This window comes from Rickettsia endosymbiont of Culicoides newsteadi, assembly GCF_002259525.1.
GTDB lineage: Bacteria > Pseudomonadota > Alphaproteobacteria > Rickettsiales > Rickettsiaceae > Tisiphia.
Window position 1 is genome coordinate 1 of sequence record NZ_MWZE01000037.1, and the last position, 11621, is coordinate 11621.

The following is an 11621-nucleotide window of genomic DNA, read 5'->3' on the forward strand; positions in this document are numbered from 1 at the left end:
TTGATTGTCTCTATGACAATTTTTGATTTCTCCTCAGCACTATATTGCCTTACTTGTTTTTTCATCTCTAGCTCTCCTTTTTTGCTAAAGAATTCTATCTCATTTCTTCTATTTTTGTGTCCAAAATATGGAGACCATTATACTCTTCAACTAAATTTCTTGTTTCTTGTAATTTAGAGAGTTCATCTCGACTTGCTTTTAATGTTTTTTCAAAATTTTCTTTAGCTTCTTTCCAACGTTCTAAAGCTTCACTATGACTAGACGGTGGGTTATTTTCTTCAATAATTTTAGGGTATATAGTTTCAATGATTTCATGACTATCTGGATCTTTAATCTCGAATTTCTGCGGTTTTCCATTTATTTCTGCTAAATATGTTGAAAAGCTAAAATCCTTATCCCACCAAAATTTTTCATTAAAATTCTTACAATTAGTCATATTGCCAAGTACTGCTGCAATCAAACCCCAACTTCCACCTCCAAGTAATGAATCAGATAGAGCTTTAAATAACGCAGATCATTTGCATTATCGGCAATGGCTTTTAAACTAGGTAATTCAGTGCTAATATTTTCAACAGCCTTATTGTTAGATGAGGCGATTAATATTTCAAAACCTTTTAGTCTTTCATCTAATTTGTAAATCTTGAACCACCCCTTTCCGGCTTGTATTTTTTCCCCTGAATCAATAAAAGCTTGTTCAGGATCAACAAAATTCAGTAATGCTTCTGCTCTTTCTGCAACTAATTTTGCCACAATATCACGTAATAAAGTTGTTTTTCCTGTTCCTGGTGGTCCATTAATTGCAAGAATTCCACTGTCTTTTAGTTCAGTCATAGATAAATTAACTGCAGCCTGTTGAAGTAATACTAAAGGATGTCGTCCTAATCCAAGCCATCTTGCTGAAGGAATGTTTTTAGGGGAAAGAATATTTTGTAAAACAGTCTTATCTAGGATATTTTGACGTTTTAGGTCATTCACACCTAAATATTGTAAGAGGTTTGTTGAAGCACTTGAAGCACTTGAAGTATCTTGGTTTTGAGCTAAAGTATTAGCAATTAAAGTACTAGCTTTTGCTAAATCATTTAGGTAAAAGCTGTTAAGTAATACAGTCTTAGTAGGACCATCTTTTTCACTTGATTCAGGGTCATCTTTTTTACTTGATTCAGGATCACCTTTTTTTCTTAATTCGTAAGTTCGGAGAGCAAATTTTTTATTTATTAGCATTTCTGCTGATATACCATAAATATTATTAGTAAGGTAAGTATAAGCCTCATCTATCATTATTTTATTCAAGGGAAGCTCTTTACCATTTTCATCTTTTTTACGTAAGATTCCATCAAAAGCTATTTCCATTTTTTGTTTAACTAATGCCCAGTCCCTTAAGTTTTCAAGACTATTTTTTAACGCTTGAGGAGCACCCAATGCAAAACTTGATAAATTAACAGATATATCATTTTTAAGAAGACAACCATGCTGATCTACAGTAATTACCCCTGTAATGGCTTCTCCTGATACTTGTTTTGATTCGACACTTGTATCACCATATTTTTTAACTAAAGCAGAAAATACACTCTGAAGACTAATCGAACCCATTATTATTTGATAGAATAATTTTTTCTCAGGAGGTACTTCTTCGCCACCATTCTCCCATGGTAGTCCATTATCTAATAAAGCAACTAAACTTTTTTCTCCTCCTACTAGGTCTTCTGCTTTACAAAATGTTCGAGGCGACAATACTTCCAAAACAGTCCAAGCTGATAAGACGTTACTTGCTTCTTGCATAGTTAATGGTTTCATTTTGTTAGTAATTTAATGTTCTAAGAAATCTGCCCAGCTTATTTAAGCATGTATACATTTTAGAAAATATATCGCCAACTCGTGTAAAATAATAATAATTTAAAAGTTTGGTTGTAAAACTTTTGATTATTCATTATATTTGTAACTTAATAGTCTCACACCACGATATTTACTATTTTCAAGGGTATTATGATAATTTTCTTAGGCTCTTTACCGCTTAAATGTTTTTGTATCTCGGGTAATTGCATTACCATATTCTGAATCTCAATATTGCTCGTTACGTTGGCAAATTCTTGTGTAGCTCTCAGTTTGCCATTAACTTGGATAGCCATGGTATAAGATTCTAGCTCCAACAATGATTCATCGAAAGAAGGCCAGGAAGTTTGATATAATCTTTCCTTACTACCTAATTTTTGCCAAATTTCCTCTGTAATATGTGGAATAAATGGGTTAAGTAACATAATCAAGACTCTAAACCCCTCTTTAACACTATAGTCAATTGATGAATTGACTATATTAACATTACCTTCTCTGCCCTTAGATACTTCATCTGACAAAGCATTAAATAGTTCCCGCATTCTTGCTATGGCTTTATTTAGCTTAAAATCCTTTAATTCTTCGGTAACATGTTTAATAGTATAATGGGTAAGCTTTGTTAATTTATTTGATTTATTACTAGAACCTTCCGTTATTTCACTATTAATTAGTATTTCTGCCATATTTTCTAGTTTACTAATAAAACGAGAACAGCCTTCAAGACCATTTGACGACCATTCAAAATCTTTCTCTGGCGGACTATCGGAGAGGACAAATAGCCTAATAGCGTCAGCACTATGGTTGGTCAATATTGATTCTAAATCCACAAGATTCTTTTTGGATTTACTCATTTTTTCTATTCGTCCTTGAACTACTTCTTCTCCAGTATTTTTATTAATCCACTTATCAGACTGTTTTATTACCTCATCTGGGTAAAGCCAATTATTATTAGCATCTTTATAAGTAGCATGTAGAACCATACCCTGAGTTAGCAAATTATTAAAAGGTTCACGAATACTAAGATAACCTTGTTCGTTCATTACTTTGGTAAAAAACCTGGCATAAAGAAGATGCATTACTGCATGTTCAATTCCACCAATATACTGATCAACAGGTAACCAATAATCACATACTTGCTTGTCGGTTATATCTTTTGCTGCCACGTTACAATAACGGATGAAATACCAAGAAGACTCAAAGAATGTATCTAACGTATCAGTCTCTCGAATAGCTTGTTTTTGACATTTTGGGCAATTAGTATCTTTCCAAGTAGGGTGAGAATCAAGAGGGTTGCCATTTCCATAAAATATAACATCGCTTGGTAGAGTTATTGGTAAGTCTTTTTCAGCTACCGGCACAGTTCCGCAAACTGAGCAATATATTATTGGGATAGGACAGCCCCAATATCTTTGTCTAGACACTCCCCAATCCTTCAGACGGTAGTTAATAGTACGTTTTCCTAAACCACGTTTTTCAAATTCTTCTATAGATTTTTGTTTAGCATCCTGAACAGTAAGATCATTCAAAAAGTCTGAGTTGATCATCATACCATCACCCGTGTAAGGTTCCGAGTATACGTCCATTTGAACATCTTGGTTAATTACTACCTGCTTTATTGGCAAGCCCATTTTCTTTGCTAATGCATGATCTCTTTCATCATGAGCTGGACATCCAAAAACCGCCCCAGTACCATAATCCATTAGTACAAAATTTGTTATTATGACAGGAATAATAATTGTCGAATCAAATGGGTGAATGGCAAAAAGGTTAGTATACACCCCTTCTTTTTCAGCTTTATCTACTGCAGCATTAGTGTGTAATTGTGAACATTTTTCAATAAACAACACCATATCGTTATTTTTATCCACTAATTGCCCAACTATTGGGTGATTATAGGCTATTGCAACAAAACTTGCTCCAAAAATAGTTTCTGGTCGAGTAGAGAACACTTCTATATTAGCTTGATGATCTTTAATTTTAAAAGTAAAATTTGCTCCTTCCGATTTACCTATCCATTTTTCCTGCATAGATTTAACAGAATCAGGCCAAAATTCCAGTTTTGAAATTTCATTTAATAGCTCTTCAGCGTAATTAGTAATTTTTAAAAACCATTGTTTTAAATATTTTTTTTCAACTAAAGCACCTGAACGCCATCCACGACCATCTACTACTTGTTCATTAGCTAAAACAGTCTTATCAACAGGATCCCAATTTACTAAAGATTCTTTTTGATAGGCTAAACCTCTATTATAAAGTTCTAAAAAGAATTTTTGTTCATGCTTATAATAATCTGGATTACAAGTTGTTATTTCTCTCGACCAATCATATGAAAAGCCAATTGATTTTAGCTGATCTCGCATAGTTGCAATATTTGAATAAGTCCAATCTTTAGGATTAGAGTTATTATTAATGGCAGCATTTTCTGCTGGCAAACCGAAAGCATCCCAACCCATGGGATGCAATACGTTATAACCTCGTGATTTCATAAAACGAGCGATGCAATCTCCAATAGAATAGTTACGTAAATGTCCAACATGAATTTTCCCAGAAGGATAAGGTAACATTTCAAGTACGTAATATTTAGGCTTATCGCTGTTGTCTTTTGCGGCAAAAGCTTTTTCTTCAAGCCAAATTCTTTGCCATTTTTTCTCAATATTTTTCATAATTCACACGTTAGTTATTAGTATTTTTTAGTAAGTATACTATAACATTATTTTTTCCCTGCACTAATATATATTTCCCTAGCTTTTCGTAAAATTTTATCTTCTATGTTATTAGCTAGCTCTGAAGTAGTATGACTATCTAGCCAGTTACCATTTTTAAGTGTTTGCTCAAATATTCTTACTTGAATTGCATCCGGGCTAATAACGTTATCCTTTATAAAAATATTTATTTTAAATCGAAAATCTGTTTTGCCTTTTGGACTATACCATTCAGTAATAATAACTCCGCCGATTGAATCGCTTGAAGCAAGAGGGACAAAATTTAAGGTTTCTATAGAAGCTTGCCATAAATATTTATTGATATTACCTATCTCTGTTTTGGTAGATTCATTTTTGATTCTACCTGGTCTAAATATCAAACCTTCTCCTCCAACTACCGAGCCCATTTCTTCCATTTTTCTTTCTTGTTCGCTTTTTGGGTATTTTGAATCTCTAGCAATTGTCAAAGTTGGAAAAAATAATAAACTTGACATTACACCAATCATGGTTCTTTTAAAATGTTCTTTCATAAATACTATATTTTTATAACTATTGTTGTTTGTTTTAGATAGCTTACTGATAGTCAATTCAGGAGAATTTGGGGCTAGGAGCGATGGAGCGACGCCTATAAGTAATAGGCGAGCATTGAGCGACAACGTCACCAACTTCTCATCAATTGACTATATCACTTTCCATCCTAAACTCAATCTAATATTAGGTTGTAACTCCAAGAGATATTTACTCTTTAATTGTGACTTTTAAATTGCCCTGTGATTTGAACCAGGACATTTTCAACATCAATTAAATTTCAGTAGCTAACCAGTTTGTTCAATGGCAAATATAGTATTAATAACTCAAGTACTTTTTTATCTTAATAAAAACCGATTCTCTATCTTCATCTGCCAAATAACCTAATTTTCCTGTTATAAGATCGCAATCCAAAGAGAAAATTTTAATTCTAACTTTTGATGGTGAAGGGAGACCTGCGATTTGAAGATTTGTAATTATTATATCATCTTGCCAACTTGTTTGTTTAGCACTTGTGATCATAGCTAGTATACAATGATTGTAATTTATTTGATATTCACTTGATGATATTACTAAAGCTGGTCTCTTTTTAATCGCTGCTTTATCAGTGAAAGGAAAAGAAACTTTAATTACATCAAATTTATTATAAATCATGATATGCTTCATCATCTTCTGGCGATAACCATTCAGGGAGTGATTTAGATAAAGAATCTAGATACTCATAATCAGTATAAGGTAATTTCTGTACCATGACCTTACCTCCTTCAATTTTAAACTTTACTCTATCACCTTTCTCTAAATGTAGGAAATTCCGTATCTCGTAAGGAATAGTAGCTTGATATTTTTCAGTAACTTTTGATGCCAACATAAATTTATAAAAATAAGTATACTACATACGTAATACTAACACTCCTAGATAATTTATACAAATAATAATTTAAAATAATAATTTAAAATTTAGGTTATTTAGTTTTTCTATATTAATCAATTCATTTGCAAAGTTATTAGGGTTACAGAGGAAAGATATAGTTAATTCAGGAGGAGTTGGAGCCACAACTGTTGAAAGTTAGAAGAGGAAGCGGTTTTAGACCGGATAGTTTAAAAGTCGTATGTGGTCAACGTCATTGCGAGAAAGACCGTAGGTCGACGAAGCAATCCATAAAAGTAACCAAAGATGGATTGCCACGACCACTACGTGGTCTCGCAATGACAGAAAACCTATCTAAAACCCGCTTTACCTTCTAACTTTCAACAGTTGTGGAGTTGGGGGTAGGAGCGATGGAGCGACGCCTATAAGTAATAGACCGAGCATTGAGCGACAACGTCACCAAATTCTCCTGAATTAATTACTATACCATATCATTGTCCAAATTACCAACAGAAGTAGAACTCGGCAAAAGGTCTAATTTAGAAAAAGATTCGCAATAAAACGAACAATTACCTTGTTACAAAACGCGGACATTTTAGAATGTTATTGACACTATGAAATATTTTACTAGACTTAAAACGCTAATAATTATATAAAGCTTAAATAATCATTATATAGTCAATTCAAGAGAAGTTGATGCTAGGAGGCTGCCTGCAATAACTAAAGTAATTCTATATTTGGCTCTTTTTGACTGCGAATAAACATGATTTTTTTGAAATAGGCACACTATTCCTTCATAAATCATATCTATTCTCGCCGAAAAATAGCTCAAAATATAATTAATCAGTTATCGTAGGTAGCCTCCTAGGAGCGATTCCTATAAGTAATAGGCGAGTGACGACGTATAAGCGTCAGTTTAAGAAAATAATAATTGAAAAATCGTCATTGCGAGGAGACCGTAAGGTCGACGAAGCAATCCAGAAAAATGATTAAAAATGGATTGCCACGCCACCTACGGTGGCTCGATAATAGACAATTTTTCTACTTTATTTTCTTAAACTAACGCCTATGAGTGACGACGTCACCAACTTCTTACTAATTGACCATAAAGGGGCCTGTAGTTCAGTTGGTTAGAACCCACCGCTCATAACGGTGTTGTCGCAGGTTCAAGTCCTGCCGGGCCCACCAAAAATCAATAGGTGAACGGTTTATTTTAAAATGATTAATTTTAAAACACTTTCAATTTACCTGTTCAGACTATATTGTAGCTATTTCATTGTTATATTAGTTCTGCTTATTGGGGTTTTTACTCTTTCAAATATCTTTGATCTTTTACAGCAATCTAAAGCTGTATATATCCCAACGCATTCTTTTTGGAAACTTGTATTATATAAAATACCTTACTTGGTTAATGAAGCGGCTTCTCTGCTCAGCTTTATTGCGATGTTACTTTTTCTAAGAAGATTAACTAAACATAACGAATTAATAACCATTTTATGCAATGGTATCCATATTTGGCGGGTTATTGCTGTTCCATTTTTTGCCGCGATCATTCTTGGTATAATACTAATAACTATATGCAACCCTATTGGTACATTCGGTCTACAAAAATATGAATCTTTAAAAGCCAAGCTGTTTAAAAATACATCGACTAACCTTATAATATCAAAATCTGGTCTATTATTTTTTGAGAATTATCAGGGCAAAAAAAGAATCGTTCAGGCTGGGTCTATTGATATAGTGAATAATAAGTTAAATAAGGTTATTATATTATTCTTGGATAATGAAAATAGCTTCTTAAAAAGAATTGATGCTCAATATGCTATTTTAATTGATAATAATTTTGAATTAACTTCTGTAAAACTTTCGGATGCTAATAACTTCAAGCAATATGAGAATTTTGCCATTCCAACAAATTTGTCAATAAATAACTTACTAAATAGTTTTATAACCCCTGAAATGATTGCTATTTGGGATTTACCAGATATAATTCAGCAATTAGTAAAATTTGGCTTACCCATAACTAATTATCAGATTTATTTCTATAAACAGTTATTTAAACCTATAATTATGGCTACTACCGTAATTTTAGCAGCATGCTTTTTTAGCCTCAGGCAACGTGATAATTCTCAGGAAAAAATTTTAGTAATTGGTTTATTTTTAGGTTTTATTATTTATTCTTTATTAGAGGTGTTGTTTAAAATACTTGCATATAATGCAACTCCTCCTTTCTTAGCTATTTTATTACCAAATATATGTATATTATTTTTCAGTAATTTTGTTATTATGCATTCTAAGAAAATTTGATATATTCAAATGTATTTAATCTTGAGGATTGATATAAGATGGTTAGAACTTAAGACTTTGGAGAAATAAAAATGCTAACAAAATTTTTCAGTAGATTTGCAAGTGATATGGCAATAGATCTTGGTACTGCTAATACTTTAGTGTATGTCAAAGGCAAAGGAATCGTATTAAACGAACCTTCTGTAGTTGCATTGATTAAAGTGGATGGAGCATTTAAACCATATGCATTTGGTCATGAAGCAAAAAATATGTTAGGACGCACCCCAGCCGATATTGAAGCTAAGAGACCACTAAAAGATGGGGTTATAGCTGATTTTAAGGGGGCTGAGGAGATGATAAAGCATTTTATCAGAACAGTACATAGTCGCCGCTCATTTACTGGTCCAATGATTATAATTTGTGTACCCTCAGGTTCTACACCCGTTGAACGTAGAGCTATCCAAGAAGCAGCGGAGAGTGCAGGTGGTAGAGATGTGTATCTTATAGAGGAACCTATGGCAGCAGCAATCGGTGCTGGCTTACCAGTAACAGAAGCAACTGGTTCAATGATTGTTGATGTAGGCGGTGGAACAACAGAAGTAGCCGTCTTATCATTAGGCGGTATTGTATATGCTAGATCAGTGCGGGTTGGTGGTGATAAAATGGATGAGTCTATTATTTCTTACATTAGAAGGCATTATAATTTGCTAATCGGTGAAGCTACAGCAGAAAAAATTAAAAAGCAGATTGGTGCTGCTTATGTAGACGATAGTTTAGAACCAAGAGTAATGGAAATTAAAGGGCGGGATTTAATTCATGGCATTCCTAAAGAAATGCTACTAAACGAGAAACAAATTGCTGATAGTCTAATTGAACCAGTCAGCCAAATTGTCGACGCAGTAAAAGTAGCGTTGGAATGCACCCCTCCTGAACTTTCATCGGATATTGTAGATAAGGGGATTGTTATGACTGGTGGTGGGGCATTACTTCGAAACCTAGATCATGTTCTAAAAGAAGCAACTAAATTACCGGTAATTGTTGCTGAACAGGCTTTATCATGCGTAGCTCTTGGCACAGGAAAAGTATTAGAAGATTTTCAAAAATTAAAGCATGTGTTATTTAAACAAGATTAACAAATGGCATTACTAGCAAATAGAATAAAGAATCCTAGTAGAATAGCAGGGTTAGCTAAATTTATACTTGTTACCGCGAAACGCGGTTTGATTTTATTTTTTACCATAGCTTCGCTTTATTTATTTATTGCTACTCCCAAAAGACTCTCTTCTATGTCTCTTGAAATCGTTGGACATGTTATGTTTAGTGGCTTGCTAATTCATGAAAATGTATTTAAACAAATTAACCTAATAACCCAAAATTTTATTTATTTACGGGACTTAGCAAGAGAAAATATTGAATTACAATTAGAGGTGGCAAGATTAAGAAGCTTGCAGAGTGATATATATTTAATCCAATCTGAAAATAGAGAGCTAAAACAACTATTATCAGTTATAGAAGAAGAGCAATATAGCTATGTTAGTGCTAAATTGTTAAGCGTCTCATTAAATCCCTTCAGTAAAACTGCTTTACTGTCAGCTGGGGCAAAACATGGTGTGGCAATTGATCAAATAGTTACCAACAGTGAAGGATTAGTTGGACGAGTAATACAGGTAAGCAACAATTATTCTAAGATAATTTTAGTTAATGACGTGAATTCTAGAATTCCGATCACTACAACCTCTTCAAAAGAGAAAGGTATAATGAGTGGCTATGGTAACGGTAGTAAAATACTCTATTTACCAAAAAACCATTTAGTGCAAAAAGCCGAGAAAGTTATAACCTCTGGTTATGGAAATATTTATCCTTATGGCATAACAGTTGGTTACGTAAACAAAGCAAATTCAGAAAATGTTCTTGTAAAACCTATAGTTGACTTATCTAAAACTAAGTTTGTCAGCATATTACTTCCACAATGAATCTTTTATACTATATTTTATGTTTGGACAAAATCCCAAAAGGGCAGCAATATTTAATGACGGGACTAGCCTAGAGATTAAAAGTATCTTTAAGACTATTCAGGGAGAAGGTCCTTTTGTTGGTATGCCTGCTGTCTTTATTAGGCTTGGTGGATGCAATCTAGCTTGTAATTTTTGCGATACCGACTTTGAAGATTTTAATATATTGACTATTAATAATATTATCGAAGAAGTCCAAAGATTTACGATTAATGTCAAATTAGTGGTTATAACTGGAGGTGAGCCTTTTCGTCAACCTATAGAATTATTGTGTCATAAATTAATAAATTTGGATTATATAGTGCAAATAGAAACTAATGGCACGTTATATCGTGAGATTCCAGATAAAGTACATATAGTTTGCTCACCCAAAGCTGCAAAAAATGGTTATTCCTTATTGCGAAATGATTTACTATCTCGCATTAATGCCATAAAATTCTTAGTAGCTAAAAATATACCAGAATATTCTAACATACCTGAAGTCGGGCAAAGTAAATATAATATACCAGTATTTATTCAGCCTATGGATCAAAACAACCCATTGCTAAATAAAGAGAATGAACAACTAGCTATTGATTTGGCACTTAAGTACGGTTATCGCCTTTCTATACAAGTCCATAAGATTTTGGGTATTGATTAGGTTACTAAATAAAGCTACCAATATAGTTGTCAAAGTTTTTTATTTTTATACTTATAGTAATACTGAATTATAGAAAAAATAAACCAAAAAAATAGTGAGTAAAGGGTATCGTATAATACATCCTTGCTAAAGAAAAGTTCATAAAAACCTATATTATGCTCAATTAGATATTGTATCGTTTGAAACAAGATAGTCATATATAACGTCATCCTGATTGTATATAACAGACATTGATCCCACTTAAACATAATTAACCTCAGCATTCAACATAAGCAATAAACCAGTTATGCTTGCATAGCTAACCCGAATACATTACTACGCCTCCTTGCATAAGCGTCAGTTTAAAAAAACAATAATTGAGAAACCGTCATTGCGAGAAGACCGTAAGGTCACGAAGCAATCCAAAAAAGTGATTAGAAATGGATTGCCACGCCACCTACGGTGGCTCGCAATGACGATTTTTCTACTTTATTTTCTTAAACTAATGCCTATGCACCTTCTCGCAATGATGTCTAGTTATTAATGGAAATCTAAATGATCAAATATCTCCCCATGGTGACCTATTATTAGCATACTATCTTCATCGATTGCCATAGCTACCGGATATTTTAGTGCAGTAGTTGTCGCAACATTAGTTAAATATCCTTTTGCAGGGATTTTTTTAACGTTAAACGTCAATTCGGGATAAGGGATAAGAAAAAATAAAGGAGATATAGGAGTTGCAAGGAGTTAATGCCTGTGATAAATGTTTTTTT

At 33.1% G+C, this 11621-nt stretch carries 12 protein-coding genes and 1 tRNA gene; 6 read left to right on the forward strand and 7 right to left on the reverse strand.

The genetic code is table 11. The features are described 5' to 3' along the window. Window positions 1-94 precede the first annotated feature (94 nt). From RiCNE_RS03700 to RiCNE_RS03715, 4 genes are all read right to left on the reverse strand, one after another. Complete coding sequence (locus RiCNE_RS03700) at window positions 95-460, reverse strand: hypothetical protein (protein ID WP_094649274.1); 366 nt, start codon at window positions 458-460, stop codon at window positions 95-97. Continuing rightward, on the reverse strand, window positions 457-1794 hold the full coding sequence (locus tag RiCNE_RS03705; protein WP_094649275.1) for an AAA domain-containing protein: 1338 nt from the start codon (window positions 1792-1794) through the stop codon (window positions 457-459). The genes RiCNE_RS03700 and RiCNE_RS03705 overlap by 4 nt, the downstream gene beginning before the upstream one ends. Before the next feature lie 155 nt (window positions 1795-1949). Beyond that, the gene (leuS, locus tag RiCNE_RS03710; RefSeq protein ID WP_094649276.1) at window positions 1950-4493 is read right to left on the reverse strand and encodes a leucine--tRNA ligase; all 2544 of its coding nucleotides are present in this window, start codon (window positions 4491-4493) and stop codon (window positions 1950-1952) included. 47 nt (window positions 4494-4540) lie between these two features. After that, a complete protein-coding gene (locus tag RiCNE_RS03715; protein ID WP_410525743.1) occupies window positions 4541-5062 on the reverse strand; it encodes a DUF3576 domain-containing protein in 522 nt (173 codons plus the stop codon). 22 nt (window positions 5063-5084) lie between these two features. Here RiCNE_RS03715 and RiCNE_RS03720 point away from each other — a divergent pair, with 22 nt between their 5' ends. After that, complete coding sequence (locus RiCNE_RS03720; RefSeq protein WP_094649277.1) at window positions 5085-5294, forward strand: palindromic element RPE2 domain-containing protein; 210 nt, start codon at window positions 5085-5087, stop codon at window positions 5292-5294. Window positions 5295-5378: 84 nt separating this feature from the next. Here RiCNE_RS03720 and RiCNE_RS03725 read toward each other — a convergent pair whose 3' ends face one another. Then, window positions 5379-5729, reverse strand: a complete 351-nt coding sequence (locus RiCNE_RS03725) for a type II toxin-antitoxin system PemK/MazF family toxin (RefSeq protein ID WP_204839951.1) — start codon at window positions 5727-5729, stop codon at window positions 5379-5381. Further along, the gene (locus tag RiCNE_RS03730; RefSeq protein ID WP_094649279.1) at window positions 5704-5928 is read right to left on the reverse strand and encodes an AbrB/MazE/SpoVT family DNA-binding domain-containing protein; all 225 of its coding nucleotides are present in this window, start codon (window positions 5926-5928) and stop codon (window positions 5704-5706) included. The genes RiCNE_RS03725 and RiCNE_RS03730 overlap by 26 nt, the downstream gene beginning before the upstream one ends. A gap of 1111 nt (window positions 5929-7039) precedes the next feature. Between RiCNE_RS03730 and RiCNE_RS03735 the strand changes: the two genes are divergently transcribed. From RiCNE_RS03735 to RiCNE_RS03755, 5 genes are all read left to right on the forward strand, one after another. Then, window positions 7040-7116 (forward strand) — tRNA-Ile (locus RiCNE_RS03735). 30 nt (window positions 7117-7146) lie between these two features. Next, window positions 7147-8235: an LptF/LptG family permease gene (locus RiCNE_RS03740; RefSeq protein WP_094649280.1), complete on the forward strand. Its 1089-nt coding sequence runs from the start codon at window positions 7147-7149 to the stop codon at window positions 8233-8235. A gap of 71 nt (window positions 8236-8306) precedes the next feature. Further along, window positions 8307-9347, forward strand: coding sequence for a rod shape-determining protein (locus RiCNE_RS03745; protein WP_094649281.1), 1041 nt, complete (start codon window positions 8307-8309; stop codon window positions 9345-9347). A 3-nt stretch (window positions 9348-9350) separates the two neighbouring features. Continuing rightward, a complete protein-coding gene (gene mreC / locus RiCNE_RS03750; protein ID WP_094649282.1) occupies window positions 9351-10187 on the forward strand; it encodes a rod shape-determining protein MreC in 837 nt (278 codons plus the stop codon). Window positions 10188-10206: 19 nt separating this feature from the next. Beyond that, window positions 10207-10866 carry a 7-carboxy-7-deazaguanine synthase QueE gene (locus tag RiCNE_RS03755; RefSeq protein ID WP_094649283.1) on the forward strand — a complete coding sequence of 220 codons (660 nt, stop codon included), beginning with the start codon at window positions 10207-10209 and terminating at the stop codon, window positions 10864-10866. A gap of 519 nt (window positions 10867-11385) precedes the next feature. On the opposite strand, the gene RiCNE_RS07490 is transcribed toward RiCNE_RS03755, so the two are convergent. Next, the gene (locus RiCNE_RS07490; protein ID WP_157905665.1) at window positions 11386-11544 is read right to left on the reverse strand and encodes a hypothetical protein; all 159 of its coding nucleotides are present in this window, start codon (window positions 11542-11544) and stop codon (window positions 11386-11388) included. Window positions 11545-11621: the final 77 nt, after the last annotated feature.

Bases quoted from the DNA above. Each gene is read 5' to 3' on its own strand.
- RiCNE_RS03705 (WP_094649275.1), bottom strand. From the start codon at position 1,794: ATGAAACCATTAACTATGCAAGAAGCAAGTAACGTCTTATCAGCTTGG.
- RiCNE_RS03745 (WP_094649281.1), top strand. From the start codon at position 8,307: ATGCTAACAAAATTTTTCAGTAGATTTGCAAGTGATATGGCAATAGAT.
- RiCNE_RS03730 (WP_094649279.1), bottom strand. From the start codon at position 5,928: ATGTTGGCATCAAAAGTTACTGAAAAATATCAAGCTACTATTCCTTAC.
- RiCNE_RS03740 (WP_094649280.1), top strand. From the start codon at position 7,147: ATGATTAATTTTAAAACACTTTCAATTTACCTGTTCAGACTATATTGT.
- RiCNE_RS03755 (WP_094649283.1), top strand. From the start codon at position 10,207: ATGTTTGGACAAAATCCCAAAAGGGCAGCAATATTTAATGACGGGACT.
- mreC (WP_094649282.1), top strand. From the start codon at position 9,351: ATGGCATTACTAGCAAATAGAATAAAGAATCCTAGTAGAATAGCAGGG.
- RiCNE_RS03725 (WP_204839951.1), bottom strand. From the start codon at position 5,729: ATGATGAAGCATATCATGATTTATAATAAATTTGATGTAATTAAAGTT.
- leuS (WP_094649276.1), bottom strand. From the start codon at position 4,493: ATGAAAAATATTGAGAAAAAATGGCAAAGAATTTGGCTTGAAGAAAAA.
- RiCNE_RS03715 (WP_410525743.1), bottom strand. From the start codon at position 5,062: ATGAAAGAACATTTTAAAAGAACCATGATTGGTGTAATGTCAAGTTTA.